Below are 20,359 nucleotides of genomic sequence, written 5' to 3' on the forward strand. Positions count from 1 at the left end.
GGAGTAAGACAAATGGCAACGCGCGAAACCGGCAATGTGAAGTGGTTTAACGATGCAAAGGGCTATGGCTTTATTCAACGCGAAGACGGCAAGGATGTGTTTGTGCACTACCGCGCCATTCGCGGTGATGGCCACCGTTCTTTGGCTGAAGGTCAGCAGGTGGAATACGCCGTGGTGACCGGCGAGAAGGGGTTGCAGGCGGAGGATGTGGTGGGGCTTTAAGCATCACCACAATCAACTGTGGGAGCTGGCTTGCCTGCGATAGCATCACTGTGGTCTAGCTGATAGACCGAGGTGTCTGCATCGCAGGCAAGCCAGCTCCCACATTGATTGGGTTTGCAGTTGTAAATCAGGCGGTCTTCCAGGTGATCTGCTCTTCACCGTCTGCGCTGATGCGGATCCAGGTGTCGGCGCTTTCCTCGCCTTCTTCCTCAACCCACGTCCCCGGTGCGCAGCGCACTTCAACGTTCAGTGCGGCAAACGCGGCGCGGGCGCAGGCGATGTCGTCGTCCCACGGGGTCTGGTCGCTTTCCAGGTACAGGCTATTCCATTTGCCTACAGCCTTGGGTAACCAGGTCACCGGCACGCTGCCGGCTTTGCACTTGTAGGTCTGGCCTTTCTGGACCCAGTCGGTGCACGGGCCCAACGCGGCGCCCAGCCAGGCGGAAATGGCCTTGTGGTCGACGTCGGCGTCCTTCAGGTAAATCTCGATATCAGGTTGGCGCATGGATGTTCCTCGTTGCGGGATTCGAAAATCCATTCGCGGATGCTTGAAAGTCGGTTATTGAAGCACGAAATAATCGTAGCGCATCGACACAGTCACGATCAGCGGCTCGGCCGCCTCGATCACCTGCGCGCGGCGCTCGGCACTGGCACGCCAGCCGTGGGGTGTCATCGCCAGCAGGTTGGCGCGGTCCTTGGGCTCGGCCAGGCTCAGTGTGAATTCCAGAACTTCGCTGTGGGCCAGGCTCATGCCGTCCGGCACCAGGGCCAGATGCTTGTCGTCGGTGTACTCGCGCACTTCGTCGTACAGACGCTCGCGCAGTTCCATCAGGTGGCCGCTGGTTGGTCCTACCTTCATCAAACCGCCGCCCGGGCTGAGCAGGCGCTTGGCCTCTTCCCAGTCCAACGGGCTGAACACGCTGGCGAGGAACTGGCAGCTGGCATCGGCCAACGGCACGCGGGCCATGCTGGCGATCAACCAGGTCAGCGCCGGGTTGCGCTTGCACGCTCGCTTGACCGCTTCCTTGGAAATATCCAGCGCGTAGCCGTCAGCGTGGGGCAGGGCGTCGGCGATTTGCGCGGTGTAGTAACCCTCGCCACAACCGATATCCACCCAGCGCGCCGGGGCACGTTCAGCGGCCAGTTCAGCCAGGCGCCTGGCGACCGGGGCGTAATGCCCGGCGTTGAGAAAGTCGCGACGCGCCTCGACCATGGCCAGGTTATCGCCCGGATCGCGGCTGTTTTTGTGCTGCACCGGCAACAGGTTCAGGTAGCCCTGGCGCGCGCGGTCGAAACGGTGCCCGGCGGGGCAGGCCACGCCATTGTCCACCGCGTTGAGCGGTGCGCTGCAAAGGGGGCAAGCAAGCATCAGGCGAGCAACTTGATCAGGGTCTGGTAGTAGATTTCGGTCAGTACGTCGAGGTCGCTGGCCAGAATGCGCTCGTTGACCTGATGGATCGTCGCGTTGACCGGGCCGAGTTCGACCACCTGCGTGCCGAGGGTGGCGATGAAACGCCCGTCGGAGGTGCCGCCACTGGTGGACGCCTTGGTCTCACGGCCGGTAATCGCCTTGATGCTGGCCGAAACCGCATCCAGCAGAGCGCCCGGTTCGGTGAGGAACGGCAAGCCCGACAGCGCCCACTCTACGTGCCAGTCCAGGCCGTGCTTGTCGAGGATTTGCGCGACGCGCTGTTGCAAGCCTTCAACGGTGGATTCGGTGGAGAAACGGAAGTTGAACACCGCCGTCAGGTCACCTGGAATCACGTTGGTGGCGCCGGTACCGGAGTTGAGGTTGGAGATTTGAAAGCTGGTCGGCGGGAAGAAGGTGTTGCCATCATCCCAATGCTCGGCAGCCAGTTCCGCCAGGGCAGGGGCGGCCAGGTGGATCGGGTTCTTTGCCAGGTGCGGGTAGGCCACGTGGCCCTGTACACCGCGCACGGTCAGGGTGGCACCAAGGGAGCCGCGACGGCCATTTTTGACCACGTCGCCCACCAACGTGGTGCTCGACGGCTCGCCGACGATGCACCAGTCCAGACGTTCTTTACGCGCTGCCAGACGCTCGATCACGGCTTTGGTGCCGTGGTGCGCCGGGCCTTCTTCATCGCTGGTGATCAGAAAGGCGACCGAGCCCTTGTGGTCCGGGTAATCGGCGACAAAACGCTCGGAGGCCACCAGCATCGCGGCGAGGCTGCCTTTCATGTCTGCCGCGCCACGGCCGCAGAGCATGCCGTTTTCATCGATCAGCGCGTCGAACGGGTCGTTCTGCCAGGCCGTCACCGGGCCGGTCGGCACCACGTCGGTGTGACCGGCGAAGCACAGCACCGGGCCTTCGTGCTTGCCGTGGGTCGCCCAGAAATTGTCGACGTCTTCGATACGCATGGGCTCAAGCGCAAAACCGGCGTCGCCCAGGCGCTGCATCATCAGCTTCTGGCAGTCGGCGTCGATCGGGGTGACCGAGGGGCGACGGATCAGGTCGATAGCGAGTTGAAGGGTCGGCGAAAGGTCGGCGTGGGCCGTCATGGGGTGAACTCCGGAAAGCGTGTGATGGGCGCAGGACGAAATTGGAATACGGAGCCTATGTGGGAGCTGGCTTGCCTGCGATGCAGACGCCGCGGTCCGGCAGGTACACCGCGGCGATGCTATCGCAGGCAAGCCAGCTCCCACACAGACCTGCTCCACATGAAGCATGGGCGCAGGCCAAGTCTTGCAAAACGGCCGTTATCTTATAGCAAAACGGCGGCCAGAGGCCGCCGTTTAGTGCATTGCGCAAGTTTTTACACGACCGGCGCAGGCTCCGGAGCCGGCGCCGGTTTGGGCAGCGACGACAGGAACGCCATGATCAGCGCCGCCACGTACGGCAGCGACTGGACAAGCAGCATCACTACCCAGAAACGCATGTCATTGCTCGGCAGGCCCTGCACCAGGTAAATCCCCAGCGCCGCGCCCCACAACAGCAGCATGATGAACATTTCTTCGCGGGCTTCGGAAATCGCGACCCAGAAGCCGTGGTTATCCGCGTTTTTCGGTGTACGAAAGAACGGAATACTGGTGGTGAAGAAGCCGTACAGCACCGCCTTGGCGATGGTGTGCGACAACGCCAAACCGGCCAGGGCCGCGCAGAACGCGTCTTTCAGGTTCACGCCCACTGCACGGCGGTACAGGAAGATGATCTTGCCCACCTTGAACACGAACAACGCCAACGGCGGGATCGCGAAAATCAGCAGTGGCGGGTCAACCCGCGTCGGTACGATGATCATCGCCGCCGACCACAACAGCGCGCCGACAGTGAAGAAGATGTTCATGCCATCGGCCACCCACGGCAACCAGCCCGCGAGGAAGTGGTAGCGCTGGCCACGGGTCAGCTCGGTGTCCTTGCCGCGCAACAGGCTTGCGGTGTGACGCTTGATGATCTGAATCGCGCCATAGGCCCAGCGGAAACGCTGTTTCTTGAAGTCGATAAAGGTATCCGGCATCAAGCCCTTACCGTAGCTGTCGTGGTAATACGCCGCCGACAGGCCTTTCTCGAACACGCGCAGGCCCAGTTCGGCGTCTTCGCAAATGCACCAGTCGGCCCAACCCAGTTCTTCGAGCACCGAGCGACGGGTCATGGTCATGGTGCCGTGCTGGATGATCGCGTCACGGTCGTTACGGGTGACCATGCCGATATGGAAGAAGCCCTTGTATTCCGCGTAGCAGAGCTTTTTGAAGGTGCTTTCGTTCTGGTCGCGGTAGTCCTGTGGCGACTGCACCACAGCGATTTTCGGGTCGGCGAAGTGCGGCACCATGTGCTTGAGCCAGTTTGGCGACACGCAGTAATCCGAGTCGATCACCGCGATCACTTCGGCGTCCTTGGCGGTGTGCGGCAGCAAGTAGTTCAGCGCGCCGCCCTTGAAACCGGCCAGGGGCGAGACGTGGAAGAACTTGAAGCGCGGGCCGAGGGTTTCGCAGTAGTCGCGCACCGGTTCCCATACCGCCGGGTCTTTGGTGTTGTTGTCGATGATCAGGACTTCAAAGTCCGGGTAATCAAGAGCGGCCAGGGCGTCGAGGGTCTGTTTGACCATCTCCGGTGGTTCGTTGTAGCACGGCACATGGATCGACACTTTCGGGCGGTAGTCCGAATCCCCCTCGACCGGCAGGAATTCGCGCCGACGCTTGTGGGTCCACACCGCCTCGGCCAGTTCGTGGGCCTCGGTCAGCAATACGATAAACACGCCGAGTGCGCCGAGTGCGAGCAAGATGCCGACGGTCACGCTGAACCAGGTGCTGTATTGCTGGCTGTAGTCGTAGCCGATCCACACCAGCACCGAACCGCAGAGGAACGCGATAAAGGTCAGGAAGGTGCGGCCACGCTGGCGCAGGGCCGAGCCGTCGATCATCAGCAGCGTCAGCGACAGCAGCGCCAGCACCACCGAGCCGATGGCCAGCACGCGCCATTGCGGGATCGCGACCACCGGGCCTTCAAAGTTGAATTTCTGCTGACGCGCGGCGTTGTACACGCCCCAATAGGCGCCCGCCGAGCCTTCGTCGCTGACTTTCCACGGCTGATCGAAGGCCTCGATCACGAAGTAGTTGTAGCCCTGGCGGTTCAGCTTGTTCACCAGCGTACGCAGGTAAATGGCTTGGTCGGCCGGTGAGGTTTCGTTGCCACCGCGCATGCGTCCGTTACTCGGCCAGCCGACTTCCGACAGCAGCAGCGGTTTTTTCGGGAACAGCTTCTTCAGGTCCCGGGCGCGGTCGAGTACGTACTGGCCGGCCTTGTCCATCGGAATAAATTCCCAGAACGGCAGGATGTGCGCGGCGATCAGGTCGACGTGCTTGGCCAGCTGCGGGTTCTTTTCCCAGATGTGCCACTGCTCGGACGTGGTCACCGGCACTTTCACGGCGGCGCGCACACGGTCCAGCAGCACAATCAGCGCTTCAGGGGTGATTTCTTCACGGAACAACGCCTCGTTGCCCACCACTACCCGCACCACACTGCGCGAGCTGTTGGCGATTTCGATGGCGCGCTGGATTTCCCGCTCGTTGCGTTCCAGGTCCGGGCTGATCCAGATACCGAGGGTCACGCGCAGGCCGAACTCTTCCGCCAGCTTGGGAATGTCGCCCAGGGTGCCGTCGACCGAGTAAGTACGGATGTTGTCCGTCAGCTTGCTCATGATCGCCAGGTCCTGACGCATCTGGTCGTCGGTGGGGTACTGGTCTTTCTGCGGAAACTGGCCTTGCTGGAACGGCGAGTAGGAGAACCCGGAGATCTGTTCAGGCCAGTTGGGGGTGGTGACCGGGCGGTTGATCAGCGCCCAGAAGCCGGTGAACAGCGCGGCGATTGCCAGCACGATCACCAGGTTGAGTCCAAATTTACGCGATGCCATGGCTATTTCGGGTTCCAAAGGGTGTGGAACGAAAAGAGGTGTCGGCCTGCGCCGAACGGCGCGCATCCTACACCGGCCTTTCCCTGAGCGTACAGCGGACAAAGAAAAGCCGGACGTTAGTCCGCGAATGTTCACCTAAGTTCTTTACTTGTAGCTTGAAGCTTCGAACTTGTCGCTGCGTAGTCCATAATGCGCGCCGGTTTTTGGGGTAATGGTCATGAGCACAGAAGATCCACGGTTTGCAGGCGTCGCCCGCTTGTATGGCATTGAAGGCCTGGAACGCTTGAAAGCGGCCCATGTGGCGATCGTCGGCGTCGGCGGCGTGGGCTCGTGGGCGGCGGAAGCCATGGCCCGCTGCGGCGTGGGCGAGATTTCGCTGTTTGACCTGGATGATATTTGCGTCAGCAACAGCAACCGCCAGTTGCATGCGCTGGACAGCACGGTTGGCAAGCCCAAGGTCGAAGTGATGGCCGAGCGCCTGCGCGGCATCAACCCGGATTGCACGGTGCACGCGGTGGCAGACTTCGTGACCCGCGACACCATGGCCGAATACATCACGCCGAATATTGACTGCGTGATCGACTGCATCGATGCGGTCAACGCCAAGGCGGCGCTGATTGCCTGGTGCAAGCGCCGCAAGATCCAGATCATCACCACCGGCGGGGCCGGCGGGCAGATTGACCCGACTCTGATCCAGGTGTGCGACCTGAACCGCACCTTCAACGACCCGCTGGCTTCGAAAGTGCGCTCCACCTTGCGCCGCGACTATGGTTTTTCCCGCACGGTGACCCGTCACTACAGCGTGCCGTGTGTGTTTTCTACCGAGCAACTGCGCTATCCGAAGCCGGATGGCAGCATCTGTTTGCAGAAGAGTTTTGTCGGCGATGGCGTGAAGCTGGACTGCGCCGGTGGATTTGGCGCGGTGATGATGGTGACCGCGACCTTCGGCATGGTTGCGGCGACCAAGGCGGTGGACAAGATTGTTGCCGGGGTGCGCAGGCCTTCGGAGCGGGTCAAGCCTGCCTGAATCTCAGTTCAAAATGTGACGGCTGGCTTGTGTGGGAGCTGGCTTGCCTGCGATGCAGGCACTTCGGTCTGTCAGTAAGACTGCGGTGATGCTATCGCAGGCAAGCCAGCTCCCACACAAGCCAGCTCCCACATTTACTTTTGCGTACGGGTCAGGTCTTGCATGCGCTGCAGTACAGCATTAAGCCCATTGCTGCGCGACGGCGACAGTTGGCGCGAAAGCCCCAGTTGAGCAAACCAGTCCGGCAGGTCAACCGCTTGCAACTCACTTGCCGACAACCCATTGACCCGCGCCAGCAGCAACGCCACCAGCCCGCGAATCATTCGCGCATCGCTGCTCGCGGCAAACTGCCAATGGCCGCCCTGTAAACGGCCGACCAACCACACCAGGCTCTCACAGCCCTGCACGAGGTTAGCCTCGACCTTCTCGTCATCCGCCAACGCTGGCAGCCGCTCGCCCCATTGCATCAGCATGCGGGCGCGCTGCTCCCAACTGCCCACGGCCTGGAAGGCCTCAAGCGCAGCCACTGCCTCCACGGGCACACTCATCGCAACATATCCAGCGCCTGGTCCAGCGCTTCAAAAAAACGCTCCAGGTCATCCGAATCGTTATACAGCGCCAGCGACACACGAATCGCCCCCGACAATTGCATCGCCTTGAGCAGCGGCATCGCACAGTGGTGCCCGGCACGCACGGCAATCCCTTGTTCGGTCAGCAAGTGCGCCAGGTCAGCGTTATGCACGCCTTCAACCACAAAACTGACCAACGCTACGTGCGGCGAGCCCAGCACTTGCACGCCATTGCGCGCTTTCAGCCCGCGTAGCAGGTAGTCATGCAACGCCGCTTCATGGGCGACCACCGCCTGCTGATCCAGCGAGCTCAGGTAATCCAGGCTGGCACCCAGGCCGATCACACTCGCAATTGGCGGCGTGCCCGCTTCGAAACCCAATGGGGCAGGGCGAAAGCTCGCGCTGTGGTAGTCGGCCTGTTGCACCATTTCGCCACCAAACTGCCAGTGGCGCAGGTGATGCAGGGCTTCGTTGCGGCCATACAGCACGCCGACGCCGTCCGGGCCGTAGAGTTTGTGGCTGGAAAATACATAAAAATCGCAGCCCAACGCCTGCACGTCGTGGCGGCCATGGACGATGCCTTGGGCGCCATCGACCACCGTCAAGGCGCCGTGGGCCTTGGCCATTGTGATCAGCGCCTCCAGCGGTTGCCAGGCGCCGAGCACGTTGGACAACTGGCTCACCGCCAGCAGGCGCGTGCGCGGGCCGATCAGCTCGGCGGCGGCTTGCAAATCAATCACGCCGTCATCGCCAAGGGGCAGTATCACCAGCGTCAGCGCGCGGCGTTTGGCCAGTTGCTGCCACGGCAGCAGGTTGGCGTGGTGTTCCAGGGCGCTGATGACAATCTCATCGCCCGCATTGAATAAGTGTTCCAGGCCGTAAGCCAGGAGGTTCAGCGCAGACGTCGCGCCGTGGGTAAAGACGATTTGCCCGCTGTCACCTGCGTTCAACCACTGCGCGACCTTGCTGCGACTGTCTTCAAACGCCTGGGTCGCATGAGCCCCCGGCAAATGCTGGGCACGGTGCACATTGGCTGCGCCATTGGCGTAGTAATGGCTGATGGCATCCAACAGGGCCTGAGGTTTTTGTGTGGTGGCGGCGCTGTCCAGATAGGTCTGGTCTTGGCGTTGCAGGGTGGCGATGGCCGGAAAGTCGGCGCGCCAGGGGGAGGGCACAAGCATGGTCATCAAGACTCGTATAAGCGAGCCCCGGAGTGGGGGCCCGCTAGTGGCATCGAGTGGCTGCTTAGTTGTGAGCGTGCAGCGCTTCGTTCAGTTCGATGGCCGATTTGTGGGTTTTGCACTCCACGGCACCGGTCTCGGAATTGCGGCGGAACAGCAGGTCCGGCTGGCCAGCCAGCTCACGTGCCTTGACCACTTTGACCAGTTGGTTCTTCTCGTCCAGCAGTGCAACCTTGGTCCCGGCCGTTACGTACAGGCCCGATTCCACGGTGTTGCGGTCGCCCAACGGGATACCGATACCGGCGTTGGCGCCGATCAGGCAGCCTTCGCCCACCTTGATCACGATGTTGCCGCCGCCCGACAGCGTGCCCATGGTGGAGCAACCGCCGCCCAGGTCCGAGCCCTTGCCGACGAACACGCCAGCCGACACACGGCCTTCGATCATGCCCGGGCCTTCGGTGCCGCCGTTGAAGTTGATGAAACCTTCGTGCATCACGGTGGTGCCTTCGCCCACGTAGGCGCCCAGGCGGATGCGTGCGGCGTCAGCGATACGTACACCGGTCGGAACCACGTAGTCGGTCATTTTCGGGAACTTGTCCACCGAGAAGACTTCCAGCAGCTCGCCGCGCAGGCGGGCTTCCAGTTGGCGCTCGGCCAGTTCATTGATGTCGATGGCGCCCTGGCTGGTCCAGGCCACGTTCGGCAACTGCGGGAATACGCCAGCCAGGCTCAGGCCGTGCGGCTTGACCAGGCGGTGGGACAGCAGGTGCAGCTTGAGGTAGGCCTCAGGCGTGGAGGTCAGCGCGGCGTCTTCGGCCAGCAGGGTGGCGACCAGCGGGGTGTGGCTTTCAGCCAGGCGGCTCAGCAGCGCGGCTTGAGCGGTGTCGACGCCTTTGAGCGCGTCCGCCAGTTGCAGGGCCTGGGAGACGGTAAACGTGATGGCCTGGTTGCCTTCGGTGTAACCCAGGATCGGCGCGATGGCTGCAACGATTTCGGCCGACGGGTTGAGCAACGGTTGTGCGTAAAACACTTCCAGCCAAGCACCTTGGCGGTTCTGAGTGCCGACGCCGAAGCCCAGGCTGAACAGGGAATTGGACATGCTGTTACCTCTACAAAAATGGTAAGGGCTGGCCTACTTGAGGGCCGCCGAATAACTATCTGGCTTGAAGCCAATCAGGGTTCTGTCACCGAGATCAAGCACTGGGCGCTTGATCATCGAGGGTTGTGCGAGCATCAATTCAATGGCTTTCGACTGATCGAGATCGGCTTTGCGTTCGTCTTCGAGTTTGCGAAAGGTGGTGCCCGCACGGTTCAAAACCACCTGCCAACCGTGCTCTTCGCACCATTGGGTCAAGTGTTCGCGGTCGATACCGGCCGTTTTGTAGTCGTGAAACTCATAGCTGACGCCGTGCTCATCGAGCCAGGTGCGAGCCTTTTTCATGGTGTCGCAGGCTTTTATGCCAAAAAGGTGCAACGTTTTGCTTGAAGCGGTCAAGGAATTGCCCCCTTTGAGCGTGTGAAAACGGAAGGTCACGGATTATGCCACGACCAGCGGCTTTGGGTGCCGCTCGTCATGCTTGTCGATGGCCGGGTGCGACTTTTGTGCAAAGGCCAGCGCGCAGCATAGGTGGGTAACATAGCTGGGTAACATAGCCGGGTAATATGGCACTTCAACGGCGAGATGTTGCCTGATGTGTGTCGCTGCAAGTCGATTGTCCGGGAATTCCGCTTTATGCAAACCGCCTACACCGTCCTTATCCTGCTGATGCTGGTCAGCGTTTCGCGTCTTGTCGGGCGTGTTGTTCCTCTGCCGTTGCCTCTGGTGCAGATTGCCGCAGGCGCCTTGCTGGCCTGGCCCACATTGGGGCTGCATGTGGCACTGGATCCGGAGCTGTTCCTGTTTCTGTTCCTGCCGCCGCTGTTGTTCTCTGACGGATGGCGCATGCCCAAACGTGAGTTATGGCGCCTGCGCGGGCCGATCCTGACGCTTGCGGTGGGGCTGGTGCTGTTCACGGTAGTCGGCGCCGGTTACTTCATTCACTGGCTATTGCCTACGATTCCGTTGCCGGTGGCCTTCGCCCTGGCGGCCGTGTTGTCTCCGACGGATGCCGTTGCCGTGTCGGCCATTGCCCAGAATCGTCTGCCCAAGCCGTTGATGCATATGTTGCAGGGTGAGGCGTTGATGAATGACGCCTCGGGCCTGGTGACCTTCAAGTTTGCTTTGGCAGCGGCGTTGACCGGGGTGTTTTCCCTCGCGGATGCCAGCCTGACCTTTGTGTTGGTGGCCGTCGGCGGCCTGGCAGTTGGCGTGGCGCTGAGCTGGGTGGTGGGCCGCCTGCGCGCGTGGATGATTGCGCGCGGCTGGGACGACCCGGCGACCCACGTCGTATTTATGTTGCTACTGCCGTTTGCCGCTTACGTGTTGGCCGAGCGCTTGGGCGCATCCGGCATCCTGTCGGCAGTGGCGGCGGGCATGATGCAAAGCTGGCTCGACTTGTTGCCGCGCCAGACCAGCACACGGTTGCTCAACCGCAGCGTCTGGTCATTGCTGGAGTTCGCGTTCAACGGCCTGATTTTCCTGCTGCTGGGACTGCAACTGCCGGACATCATCAAGGCGGTGGTGAGCCACGAGCCGACGCTGTGGCCAACCTTGCTGTATCGCTGCCTGGACGTGATCGCGATTTTCCTGGTGCTGGTGGTGCTGCGTTTTATCTGGGTGCAGAGCATCTGGCGTCTGTCAGGCCTGCTCCGAAGATTGCGTGGGAGAAGCGAGCTGACGCGAGTGCCGACTGCGCGGTCTTGCTGGCTGTTGACCGTGGGCGGTGTGCGCGGTGCCGTGACCCTGGCCGGTGTGATGTCGGTGCCGCTGCTATTGGCGCCGGGTCAGGATTTCCCCGAGCGTGACCTGCTGATCTTCATTGCTGCCGGGGTGATCCTGCTTTCACTGGTCGCCGCCTGCATTGCCTTGCCGCTGCTGTTGCGCGGTATCGAACAAAGCCCGGATGAAAAACGCCATAACGAAGTGCGCGAGGCGTGGAAGAGGACTGCCGTGGCTGCGATTCGCGCCCTTGAAGCTGAAGAGCCTGCCGAAACCGAAACCCAGGACGCCGCGCAATCCGCACTCGCCACCGAACTCAAGGCGCGGTTGATGTCGGAATATCGCCACCAGTTGGAAGTGTTCAACGACTCGGCCGAAGCCCAGGCGCTGGCGCAACAGATGGACCAGCTTGAGCGCAAGCTGCGCCTCAAGGCCCTGCGCGCCCAGCGGTTGGAGTTGTATAGCTTGAGCCGTCATCACCAGATTGGTGATGACGTGTTGCGGGAAGTGTTAGCGGATCTGGATATGAGTGAGGCGAATTTGGGTCACGTAAAGTGACCCGTACAGCCCTTAGCGGCGACGCTGGATAAAGTCGCGAATCCGCTCGGCTGCTTCAACGCACTCCGCCAGCGGCGCAACCAGTGCCAAACGCACGCGCCCGGCGCCCGGGTTGAAACCGTCCACTTCCCGCGACAGGTACGAGCCTGGCACAACCGTCACGTGTTCCTCTTCGAACAAGTCGCGGCAAAATGCGGCATCGTCACCTTCGACATTCGGCCACAGGTAGAACCCGCCATCCGGCGCTTGCACATCCAGCACCGGCTTGAGGATGGCCAGCACCGCGTCGAATTTTTCCCGGTACAGATCACGGTTGGCCAGTACGTGGGCTTCGTCTTTCCAGGCGGCAATGCTGGCGAGTTGGGTTTGCACCGGCATCGCGCAGCCGTGGTAGGTGCGGTACAGCAGGAAGGCCTTGAGGATGTCGGCGTCGCCGGCCACAAACCCGGAGCGCAGGCCCGGCAGGTTGGAGCGCTTGGACAGGCTGTGAAACACCACGCAACGTTTGAAGTCCTGGCGGCCCAGTTCGACGCAGGCGCTCAGCAGGCCCGGCGGTGGGGTGTGTTCGTCGAAGTACAGTTCGCTGTAGCACTCGTCGGCGGCGATGACGAAGTCGTATTCGTCGGCCAGGGCGATGAGTTTTTTCAGGGTGTCGACCGGAATCAATGCGCCGGTCGGGTTGCCGGGCGAGCACAGGAACAGGATCTGGCAGCGCTTCCAGATGTCCGGCATCACGGCGTCGAAATCCGGGTTGAAACCGTTGGCGTCCAGGCACGGCAGGTAGTGCGGCTTGGCCCCGGCCAGGAACGCGGCGCCTTCGTAGATCTGGTAGAACGGGTTCGGGCTGACGACCAGCGCGTCGTCGCCACGGTTAACCACGGTCTGGGTGAAGGCAAACAGTGCTTCGCGGGTGCCGTTGACCGGCAAGATGTTGCGCGCCGGGTCCAGCCAGCCGTTGGGCACGTTGAAGCGACGTTCGCACCAGGCGCCAATGGCCTCGCGCAGGGCCGGAATGCCGAGAGTGGTCGGGTAAACGGCCATTTGGTCGAGGTTGTCTGCCAGGGCTTTGGCGACGAACTCAGGAGATTTGTGCTTCGGCTCGCCGATGGACAGGGCGATCGGGCGTTTGTCCGGGTTCGGCGTGACGCTACCGAGCAGGGCGCGCAGTTTTTCGAACGGGTAGGGCTGGAGCTGGTTCAGGGCGTTGTTCATGTAAGCCTCTATCACGATGAAAGCAGGCCCTGTGGGAGCTGGCTTGCCTGCGATGCGGGCACCGCGGTGTATCGGCTACACCGAGGCGATGCCATCGCAGGCAAGCCAGCTCCCACATGAGCCACGTTCACAACATTAAAATTTATATCGTCAGGCGTGTGAGCTCGACGCCGGGTTCCTGGGTCACGCTCAACTGCTGCACGATGGCTTCCTGCAAGCGCAGGCACAGTTCCGGGTCGGACAGCGGCTGGTTGTCGGCGTCGGTAATGAAGAACACGTCTTCCACGCGCTCGCCGAGGGTCGCAATCTTGGCGTTCTGCAACGACAGGTCGAACTCCAGGAAAATCCCGCCGATGCGTGCCAGCAGGCCCGGGCGGTCCGGTGCACTGAGTTCCAGCACGGTCACCGGGCGCTGGGCGTCGTTGGAAATGGTCACCTGGGGCGCAAACGCAAAGTGTTTGAGTTGGCGCGGTACCCGGCGCTGGATGATGGTCGGGTAGTCGTCAGGGTTGCGCAGGGCCTCGGTAAGGCCCTCGCGGATTTTTTTCACGCGCGCCGGGTTATCGCCGATCGAGTCGCCTTCGGTGTCGAGCACGATGTAGGTGTCGAGGGTGAACTGGCTGCTGGAGGTGATAACCCGCGCGTCGTGAATGTTCAGGTTGAGCTGGTCCATCGCCGCCACGGTCACGGCGAAGAAGTCGTGCTGGTCGGGCGCGTAGATGAAGATCTGCGTACCGCCTTCGAATTCGCGCTGGGTGGTTTCCTTGATCAGCACCAGCGGACCGCCATCGGCCGGCTGTTGCAGGATCGCGTCACTGTGCCAGGCCACGTCGCCGGCGGTGTGGCGCAGGAAGTAATCGTCGCCCAGTTGCGACCACAGTTGCTCGACGTCGTCCGGGTCGTTGCCGCCGCGCACCAGAATGTCCAGGGCCGCGCTTTGGGTGCGGCGGATCTGCTCTTCGCGGTCCACGGGGTTTTCCAGGCCACGGCGCAGCGCGCGCTTGGTCTCGGTGTACAGCTGGCGCAACAGGCTGGCGCGCCACGAGTTCCACAGCGTCGGGTTGGTGGCGTTGATGTCGGAGACGGTCAGCACATACAGGTAGTCGAGATGGGTCTCATCGCCCACGATCCCGGCGAAGTCGTGGATCACCTGCGGGTCGGACAAATCCTTGCGCTGGGCGGTGGTCGACATCACCAGGTGGTTTTGCACAAGCCAGACGATCAGGCGGCTGTCCCACACGGGCAATTGATGGCGCTGGCAAAAGGCTTCGGCGTCGACTGCGCCGACTTCCGAATGGTCACCATGCCGGCCTTTGCCGATGTCGTGGTACAGGCCGGCCAGGTAGATCAATTCAGGCTTGGGCAGCTTGGCCATGAGCTTGCTGGCCAACGGGAATTTTTCTGACACCTGGGTGTACTGCAACTTACGCAGGTGTTTGATCAGGTTCAGGGTGTGGGCGTCCACGGTGTAGATGTGGAACAGATCATGCTGCATCTGCCCGACGATAAAACCGAACTCCGGCAGGTAGCGCCCGAGAATGCCGTAACGGTTCATGCGGCGCAGGTTGCGATGAATGCCGATCCTGCACTTGAACAGCTCGATAAACAGGCTGGTGTTGCGGATGTCGTTACGGAAGTCATCGTCGATCAGGTGACGGTTTTCCCGCAGCAGGCGAATGGTGTCGGCGCGCACGCCCTTGATGTCCGGCTGCTGGGCCATCAGTACGAAGATTTCCAGCATGGCAAACGGCGTGCGCTTGAACACATTGTCGTTGCGCGCCTCGATGTAGCCGTCGTGCAGCTGGAAGCGCGAATTGATCGGCTGCGGTGGCGCTTCGTCTTCGGGGGCCAGGATCACTTCTTCGAAATGCTGGATGATCAGGTCGCTGAGCTGGGCAATGCTCATGACCACCCGGTAGTACTGCTGCATGAAGCTTTCGATGCTGGTCTTCGCGTCTTCACCTTCAAACCCCAGCAGCGTGGCGATGGAGCGCTGGTGGTCGAACAGCAAGCGGTCTTCGGAGCGCCCGGCGAGCATGTGCAAGGCATAGCGCACTTTCCACAGGAACTCCTGGGACGAGGCCAGCAGGGCGTTTTCGCTTTCTACCAGAAAGGCTTCACCGGCGAGGGCGCGCAAGTTGAGGGTGCCGTACTGGCGGCGCGCTACCCACAGAATCGTCTGGATATCCCGCAGCCCGCCCGGCGAGCCTTTGACGTTGGGTTCCAGGTTGTATTCGGTGTCGTTGTACTTGTGGTGCCGGGCCTTTTGCTCGGCGCGCTTGGCCAGGAAAAACTCCTTGCTCGGCCACATGTGCGCGGTGCTGGTGACTTCCAGCATGCGCTGGCGCAGGCGCTCGGGGCCGGCGATGGTGCGGCTTTCCATCAGGTTGGTGATCACGGTGAGGTCGGCGCGGGCCTCTTCGGCGCACTCGTCCACCGAGCGCACGCTCTGACCGACTTCCAGGCCGATGTCCCACAACAAAGTGAGAAAGCGCTCGATGGAATCACGAAAGATCTCATGATCGGCGCTGTCCAGCAGGATCAGCAGGTCGATGTCGGAGTAGGGGTGCAGCTCGCCGCGCCCGTAGCCGCCGACCGCTACGAGGGCGATATCGGCGTCTTCACTCCAACTGAACTGTTCCCAGGCCTTTTGCAGGATGTTATCGACGAACCAGGCGCGGTCCTCGATCAGTCGGCGGATGTCCCGGCCGCTGCGAAAGCGCTCATCGAGCACTTCGCGGGCCTGGCGGATCGCCTTCTTGAAGGCGGCGATGGGGCTTGCCTTCAGTGCCAGCTCGGCCTGGAACTGGCCACGGTCGAAGAGTTCGGGATCCACCTGGGGCATCGATCGGCTTTCCTTTCTATCTATCAGTCAGTCACAGGGTTACGGGAAAACCGACGCAATCATCACGCCGAAACGCGTGGAATCGTGTCGTCAGCGCGCAGGGTGAATATTTCGTAGCCGGTTTCGGTGACCAGCAGGGTGTGTTCCCACTGTGCCGAGAGCTTGCGGTCCTTGGTGATGGCGGTCCAGCCGTCGCCGAGTACTTTGGTGTCGGCCTTGCCCTGGTTGATCATCGGCTCGATGGTGAAGGTCATGCCCGCTTTCAGCTCCATGCCGGTGCCGGCGCGGCCGTAGTGCAGAATTTGCGGCTCTTCATGGAACACGGTGCCGATACCGTGGCCGCAGAATTCGCGCACCACCGAGAAACCGTTCTTTTCGGCGTGCTTCTGGATCACTTCACCGATGTCGCCCAGGCGGCAGCCGGGTTTGACGATTTCGATGGCCTTGTACATGCATTCCTGAGTCACCTGGGATAGGCGCTCGGCCCAGACCGGCACGGTGCCGACGTGGAACATGCGGCTGGTGTCGCCGAAATAGCGGTCCTTGATGACGGTAACGTCGATGTTCAGCGTGTCGCCGTCCTTCAACGGTTTGTCGCCCGGAATCCCGTGGCAGACCACGTGGTTGACCGAAGTGCAGATCGACTTGGGGAAGCCTTTGTAGTTCAGCGGTGCAGGGATGGCTTTTTGCACGTCGACTATATAGTCGTGGCAGATCTGGTTCAGTGTGTCGGTGGTGACGCCTGGCTTGACATGCTCGGCAATCATTTCCAGCACGTCGGCAGCCAGTTTGCCGGCAATGCGCATGCCGGCGATGTCTTCGGCGGTTTTCAAACTAACGGTCATACAGGCTCTCTCTAGCGCGACGCGCTGAAATCAATACGGTTTGCGGGCGTGCGACAAAAGGTTACAGAATTCGCACAAGCCTCAAAAAACGCGATTCTATCAGACGATGGCCTCAAATCATGAGCCCCTGATGATCGCTTCTCTCTATAGAGTAGGGGTATGTTGGCTCTATTCAAGGGGTTACACGAAAGCGGTCGTCGGCAAATGTGATTGCGGGTTTCGTTTTCGCCGTTCGTGTGGTATAAAATGCGCCGCTTTCCGGGGATACCCCGCAGAGCTTAAATCCACACACGTGTCGACACGATGACCTGGGTGCCGGAGGCCTTGATGCCGCTGGTTGGTCATTGGGATACGTGGAGGCCAAACCCGACTTATTAAGGAACTATCATGTCCCAAGTCAACATGCGCGATATGCTGAAGGCCGGTGTGCACTTCGGTCACCAGACCCGTTACTGGAACCCGAAAATGGGTAAATACATTTTCGGCGCGCGTAACAAGATCCACATTATCAACCTTGAAAAAACCCTGCCAATGTTCAACGAAGCTCTGACTTTCGTAGAGCGTCTGGCCCAGGGCAAAAACAAGATTCTGTTCGTCGGCACCAAGCGTTCCGCTGGCAAGATCGTTGCTGAAGAAGCAGCACGTTGCGGTTCGCCGTACGTCGATCACCGCTGGTTGGGCGGCATGCTGACCAACTTCAAAACCATCCGTGCTTCCATCAAGCGTCTGCGTGACCTTGAAGTGCAAGCCGAAGACGGTACTTTCGCCAAGCTGACCAAGAAAGAAGCGCTGATGCGCTCCCGTGACCTGGAAAAGCTCGATCGTTCCCTGGGTGGTATCAAGGACATGGGCGGTCTGCCTGACGCACTGTTCGTTATCGACGTTGATCACGAGCGCATCGCGATCACCGAAGCCAACAAGCTGGGCATCCCTGTTATCGGCGTAGTCGATACCAACAGCAGCCCGGAAGGCGTTGACTACATCATCCCAGGCAACGATGACGCAATCCGCGCTATCCAGCTGTACATGGGTTCGATGGCTGACGCTGTAATCCGTGGTCGCAACCACGTTGCTGGTGGTACCGAGCAGTTCGTTGAAGAAGCTCCGGTAGCTGCCGCTGAGTAATTAGCGCCCTGGCGTTGACTCAGTAAGCAAAAAGGGGGCTTGGCCCCCTTTTTGCCACCTCGAAAACCGTTTGTCGGCACCTGCTTGCGGTAGCGCAACACAGCGACTGTAACGTGCGGCGGCCTACAACGGAGGTTCGGGAAGAATTGATCGCCCGTTTGATCGGGTGGAATGGTTGAAAACCTATCCAAGAGGATTTTGAAATGGCAGAGATTACTGCAGCGTTGGTTAAAGAACTGCGTGAGCGTACCGGCGAAGGCATGATGGATTGCAAAAAGGCCTTGACCAAGGCCGGCGGCGACATCGAAAAAGCCATCGACGACATGCGTGCCTCGGGCGCCATCAAGGCCGCCAAGAAAGCCGGCAACGTCGCTGCTGAAGGTGCTATCGCGCTGAAAGAAGACGGTAAAACCGCAGTTCTGCTGGAAGTGAACTCGCAGACCGACTTCCTGGCCCTGCAAGATGACTTCAAGGCATTCGTTGCTGCCAGCGTTGAAAAAGCGTTCGCTGACAAGCTGACCACTGTTGAGCCTCTGATCGAAGCTCAAGAAGCAGCTCGCCTGGTACTGGTCGGCAAGGTTGGCGAAAACGTCAACATCCGTCGCCTGACCCGCGTTGAAGGTGATGTTGTTGGTGGTTACCTGCACGGCAACAAAATCGGCGTTGTGGTTGCCCTGAAAGGCGGCGACGTTGAACTGGCCAAAGACATCGCTATGCACGTAGCGGCCAGCAACCCTGAATTCCTGCTGCCATCGGAAGTGTCCGCTGACGCCATCGAACGCGAGAAAGCCGTGTTCCTGAGCCTCAACGCTGACAAGATCGCCGGCAAGCCGGAAAACATCGTTGAAAACATGATCAAAGGCCGTATCAGCAAGTTCCTGGCTGAGGCTTCCCTGGTTGAGCAGGCGTTCGTCAAGAACCCTGAAATCAAGGTTGGCGAACTGGCCAAGAAAGCCGGTGCTGAAATCGTTTCCTTCACCTACTACAAAGTAGGCGACGGCATCGAGAAGCCGGTCGACAACTTCGCTGAAGAAGTTGCTGCCCAGCTGGCTGCCGCCAAGCAATAAGACAGTTTTCAACTGTCGCCCGAAAGAGGCTGCCCGCTCACGCGCGCAGCCTCTTTTCAAATGGAAGTCCGAATTTATTTGGATTCCAGCCGGAACTGGCTTACAAAGCCGTGTTCCGATGGCGCTGTGATAGCGTCCAGCTAGAGTGAACGCAAGCCGTAAACGGCTCGCCAAGAATTTTTAAAAAATACGCCGCAGGAGAGATTCGCAATGGCTCAGCAGGGCAGTGGTTATCAGGCTCGCTATAAACGCATTCTACTCAAGCTTAGCGGCGAGGCCCTGATGGGCTCGGAAGAGTTCGGGATCGATCCCAAAGTGCTCGACCGCATGGCGCTGGAAGTCGGCCAGTTGGTCGGTATCGGCGTTCAGGTCGGCCTGGTGATTGGTGGCGGCAACCTGTTCCGTGGCGCGGCACTGAGTGCGGCCGGCATGGATCGGGTCACCGGCGACCACATGGGCATGCTGGCCACTGTGATGAATGCCTTGGCCATGCGCGACGCCCTGGAGCGTGCCAATATCTCGGCCATCGTGATGTCGGCTATTTCCATGGTAGGCGTGACCGATCACTATGATCGCCGCAAAGCCATGCGTCACTTGAACTCCAAAGAGGTGGTGATCTTTGCTGCCGGTACCGGCAACCCGTTCTTCACCACCGATTCGGCGGCTTGCCTGCGTGCTATCGAAATCGATGCCGACGTGGTGCTCAAAGCCACTAAGGTAGACGGTGTCTACACCGCAGACCCATTCAAAGACCCGCATGCCGAGAAGTTCGATCATCTGACCTACGATGAAGTACTGGATCGCAAGCTGGGTGTGATGGATCTGACGGCTATTTGCCTGTGCCGCGACCACAAGATGCCGCTGCGCGTATTTAACATGAACAAGCCCGGCGCCCTGCTGAATATCGTACACGGCGGCGCGGAAGGGACTCTGATCGAGGAAGGCCAACAATGATCAACGAAATCAAGAAAGACGCTCAAGAGCGTATGCAGAAATCCCTGGACTCTCTGAATCATGCATTTGGTCAGATCCGTACCGGCAAGGCCCACCCAAGCATTCTGGGCAGCGTGATGGTGCCGTATTACGGCGCAGATACTTCCATCACTCAGGTGGCCAACATCACCGTTAAAGACTCGCGCACCCTGCAAGTCGTGGCCTTCGAGCGCAACATGCTCGGTGCTGTCGACAAAGCGATCCAGAGCGCCGGCCTGAACCTCAACCCGACCAACCTGGGCGAGTTGCTGCTGATCTCCATGCCTGCCCTGACTGAGGAAACCCGCAAGGGCTTCACCAAGCAGGCGCGCAGCGCAGCTGAAGATGCCCGTGTTGCCGTGCGCAACATTCGTCGTGATGCCTTGGGTGACCTGAAAAAACTGGTCAAGGACAAGGAAATCAGCGAAGACGAAGAGCGTCGTGCCACCGCCGATATCGACAAGCTGACCAAAGACGCCGAGGCTCAGATCACCAAGGCTACCGAAGAAAAAGAAAAGGACCTGATGGCCGTATAAGGGGTCAGGACGCCTT

18 protein-coding genes are annotated in these 20,359 nt (G+C 60.5%); 7 read left to right on the forward strand and 11 right to left on the reverse strand.

The features are described from left to right. Positions 1–12 precede the first annotated feature (12 nt). Positions 13–222, forward strand: a complete 210-nt coding sequence (locus tag BFW87_RS17915) for a cold-shock protein (RefSeq protein WP_032891681.1) — start codon at positions 13–15, stop codon at positions 220–222. Between the two features lie 127 nt (positions 223–349). Here BFW87_RS17915 and BFW87_RS17920 read toward each other — a convergent pair whose 3' ends face one another. From BFW87_RS17920 to BFW87_RS17935, 4 genes are all read right to left on the reverse strand, one after another. After that, the gene (locus tag BFW87_RS17920; protein WP_078741080.1) at positions 350–727 is read right to left on the reverse strand and encodes a hypothetical protein; all 378 of its coding nucleotides are present in this window, start codon (positions 725–727) and stop codon (positions 350–352) included. A gap of 54 nt (positions 728–781) precedes the next feature. Beyond that, complete coding sequence (locus tag BFW87_RS17925; protein ID WP_078741081.1) at positions 782–1,591, reverse strand: putative RNA methyltransferase; 810 nt, start codon at positions 1,589–1,591, stop codon at positions 782–784. Further along, positions 1,591–2,742 (reverse strand): succinyl-diaminopimelate desuccinylase, encoded by a 1,152-nt coding sequence (gene dapE / locus BFW87_RS17930; RefSeq protein WP_078741082.1) that lies wholly within the window; start codon positions 2,740–2,742, stop codon positions 1,591–1,593. The genes BFW87_RS17925 and dapE overlap by 1 nt, the downstream gene beginning before the upstream one ends. Before the next feature lie 254 nt (positions 2,743–2,996). Next, complete coding sequence (locus BFW87_RS17935) at positions 2,997–5,588, reverse strand: glycosyltransferase (protein WP_078741083.1); 2,592 nt, start codon at positions 5,586–5,588, stop codon at positions 2,997–2,999. Between the two features lie 217 nt (positions 5,589–5,805). On the opposite strand from BFW87_RS17935, the gene tcdA reads away from it, so the two are divergent. Beyond that, positions 5,806–6,615, forward strand: a complete 810-nt coding sequence (gene tcdA, locus BFW87_RS17940) for a tRNA cyclic N6-threonylcarbamoyladenosine(37) synthase TcdA (protein ID WP_439848391.1) — start codon at positions 5,806–5,808, stop codon at positions 6,613–6,615. Between the two features lie 134 nt (positions 6,616–6,749). Here the strand turns inward: tcdA and BFW87_RS17945 are convergent, their stop codons facing one another. The 4 genes from BFW87_RS17945 to BFW87_RS17960 form a co-directional block, all read right to left on the reverse strand. Then, positions 6,750–7,163: a SufE family protein gene (locus BFW87_RS17945; RefSeq protein ID WP_078741085.1), complete on the reverse strand. Its 414-nt coding sequence runs from the start codon at positions 7,161–7,163 to the stop codon at positions 6,750–6,752. Then, positions 7,160–8,365 carry an aminotransferase class V-fold PLP-dependent enzyme gene (locus BFW87_RS17950; RefSeq protein ID WP_078741179.1) on the reverse strand — a complete coding sequence of 402 codons (1,206 nt, stop codon included), beginning with the start codon at positions 8,363–8,365 and terminating at the stop codon, positions 7,160–7,162. Before BFW87_RS17950 ends, BFW87_RS17945 begins: the two co-directional genes overlap by 4 nt. A gap of 64 nt (positions 8,366–8,429) precedes the next feature. Then, positions 8,430–9,464 carry a 2,3,4,5-tetrahydropyridine-2,6-dicarboxylate N-succinyltransferase gene (gene dapD / locus BFW87_RS17955; protein ID WP_078741086.1) on the reverse strand — a complete coding sequence of 345 codons (1,035 nt, stop codon included), beginning with the start codon at positions 9,462–9,464 and terminating at the stop codon, positions 8,430–8,432. 33 nt (positions 9,465–9,497) lie between these two features. After that, on the reverse strand, positions 9,498–9,806 hold the full coding sequence (locus BFW87_RS17960; protein WP_254865907.1) for an arsenate reductase: 309 nt from the start codon (positions 9,804–9,806) through the stop codon (positions 9,498–9,500). 291 nt (positions 9,807–10,097) lie between these two features. Between BFW87_RS17960 and BFW87_RS17965 the strand changes: the two genes are divergently transcribed. Further along, positions 10,098–11,741, forward strand: coding sequence for a Na+/H+ antiporter (locus BFW87_RS17965; protein ID WP_078741087.1), 1,644 nt, complete (start codon positions 10,098–10,100; stop codon positions 11,739–11,741). Between the two features lie 12 nt (positions 11,742–11,753). On the opposite strand, the gene dapC is transcribed toward BFW87_RS17965, so the two are convergent. The 3 genes from dapC to map form a co-directional block, all read right to left on the reverse strand. Next, positions 11,754–12,953, reverse strand: coding sequence for a succinyldiaminopimelate transaminase (gene dapC, locus BFW87_RS17970; RefSeq protein ID WP_078741088.1), 1,200 nt, complete (start codon positions 12,951–12,953; stop codon positions 11,754–11,756). A gap of 142 nt (positions 12,954–13,095) precedes the next feature. Next, entirely contained in the window at positions 13,096–15,798 is a 2,703-nt protein-coding gene (locus BFW87_RS17975; protein WP_078741089.1) for a [protein-PII] uridylyltransferase, read from the reverse strand. A 62-nt stretch (positions 15,799–15,860) separates the two neighbouring features. Then, entirely contained in the window at positions 15,861–16,643 is a 783-nt protein-coding gene (gene map, locus BFW87_RS17980; RefSeq protein ID WP_078741090.1) for a type I methionyl aminopeptidase, read from the reverse strand. Positions 16,644–17,030: 387 nt separating this feature from the next. On the opposite strand from map, the gene rpsB reads away from it, so the two are divergent. From rpsB to frr, 4 genes are all read left to right on the forward strand, one after another. Further along, positions 17,031–17,768, forward strand: a complete 738-nt coding sequence (gene rpsB / locus BFW87_RS17985; protein ID WP_003189158.1) for a 30S ribosomal protein S2 — start codon at positions 17,031–17,033, stop codon at positions 17,766–17,768. Positions 17,769–17,971: 203 nt separating this feature from the next. Then, a complete protein-coding gene (tsf, locus tag BFW87_RS17990; RefSeq protein WP_078741091.1) occupies positions 17,972–18,835 on the forward strand; it encodes a translation elongation factor Ts in 864 nt (287 codons plus the stop codon). A 210-nt stretch (positions 18,836–19,045) separates the two neighbouring features. Continuing rightward, positions 19,046–19,789 (forward strand): UMP kinase, encoded by a 744-nt coding sequence (pyrH, locus tag BFW87_RS17995; RefSeq protein WP_003189161.1) that lies wholly within the window; start codon positions 19,046–19,048, stop codon positions 19,787–19,789. Next, positions 19,786–20,343 (forward strand): ribosome recycling factor, encoded by a 558-nt coding sequence (gene frr / locus BFW87_RS18000; RefSeq protein WP_078741092.1) that lies wholly within the window; start codon positions 19,786–19,788, stop codon positions 20,341–20,343. The genes pyrH and frr overlap by 4 nt, the downstream gene beginning before the upstream one ends. Positions 20,344–20,359: the final 16 nt, after the last annotated feature.

It is taken from the genome of Pseudomonas fluorescens (assembly GCF_002022275.1).
GTDB classification, from domain to species: domain Bacteria; phylum Pseudomonadota; class Gammaproteobacteria; order Pseudomonadales; family Pseudomonadaceae; genus Aquipseudomonas; species Aquipseudomonas fluorescens_AJ.

What these genes read in the sequence shown, in the direction of transcription:
- BFW87_RS17950 (WP_078741179.1), bottom strand. Translation starts at nt 8,365, where the DNA reads ATGCTTGTGCCCTCCCCCTGGCGCGCCGACTTTCCGGCCATCGCCACC.
- BFW87_RS17965 (WP_078741087.1), top strand. Translation starts at nt 10,098, where the DNA reads ATGCAAACCGCCTACACCGTCCTTATCCTGCTGATGCTGGTCAGCGTT.
- BFW87_RS17920 (WP_078741080.1), bottom strand. Translation starts at nt 727, where the DNA reads ATGCGCCAACCTGATATCGAGATTTACCTGAAGGACGCCGACGTCGAC.
- frr (WP_078741092.1), top strand. Translation starts at nt 19,786, where the DNA reads ATGATCAACGAAATCAAGAAAGACGCTCAAGAGCGTATGCAGAAATCC.
- rpsB (WP_003189158.1), top strand. Translation starts at nt 17,031, where the DNA reads ATGTCCCAAGTCAACATGCGCGATATGCTGAAGGCCGGTGTGCACTTC.
- map (WP_078741090.1), bottom strand. Translation starts at nt 16,643, where the DNA reads ATGACCGTTAGTTTGAAAACCGCCGAAGACATCGCCGGCATGCGCATT.
- BFW87_RS17975 (WP_078741089.1), bottom strand. Translation starts at nt 15,798, where the DNA reads ATGCCCCAGGTGGATCCCGAACTCTTCGACCGTGGCCAGTTCCAGGCC.
- BFW87_RS17935 (WP_078741083.1), bottom strand. Translation starts at nt 5,588, where the DNA reads ATGGCATCGCGTAAATTTGGACTCAACCTGGTGATCGTGCTGGCAATC.
- tsf (WP_078741091.1), top strand. Translation starts at nt 17,972, where the DNA reads ATGGCAGAGATTACTGCAGCGTTGGTTAAAGAACTGCGTGAGCGTACC.
- BFW87_RS17960 (WP_254865907.1), bottom strand. Translation starts at nt 9,806, where the DNA reads ATGAAAAAGGCTCGCACCTGGCTCGATGAGCACGGCGTCAGCTATGAG.
- BFW87_RS17915 (WP_032891681.1), top strand. Translation starts at nt 13, where the DNA reads ATGGCAACGCGCGAAACCGGCAATGTGAAGTGGTTTAACGATGCAAAG.
- BFW87_RS17945 (WP_078741085.1), bottom strand. Translation starts at nt 7,163, where the DNA reads ATGAGTGTGCCCGTGGAGGCAGTGGCTGCGCTTGAGGCCTTCCAGGCC.
- dapD (WP_078741086.1), bottom strand. Translation starts at nt 9,464, where the DNA reads ATGTCCAATTCCCTGTTCAGCCTGGGCTTCGGCGTCGGCACTCAGAAC.
- dapC (WP_078741088.1), bottom strand. Translation starts at nt 12,953, where the DNA reads ATGAACAACGCCCTGAACCAGCTCCAGCCCTACCCGTTCGAAAAACTG.
- BFW87_RS17925 (WP_078741081.1), bottom strand. Translation starts at nt 1,591, where the DNA reads ATGCTTGCTTGCCCCCTTTGCAGCGCACCGCTCAACGCGGTGGACAAT.
- tcdA (WP_439848391.1), top strand. Translation starts at nt 5,806, where the DNA reads ATGAGCACAGAAGATCCACGGTTTGCAGGCGTCGCCCGCTTGTATGGC.
- pyrH (WP_003189161.1), top strand. Translation starts at nt 19,046, where the DNA reads ATGGCTCAGCAGGGCAGTGGTTATCAGGCTCGCTATAAACGCATTCTA.
- dapE (WP_078741082.1), bottom strand. Translation starts at nt 2,742, where the DNA reads ATGACGGCCCACGCCGACCTTTCGCCGACCCTTCAACTCGCTATCGAC.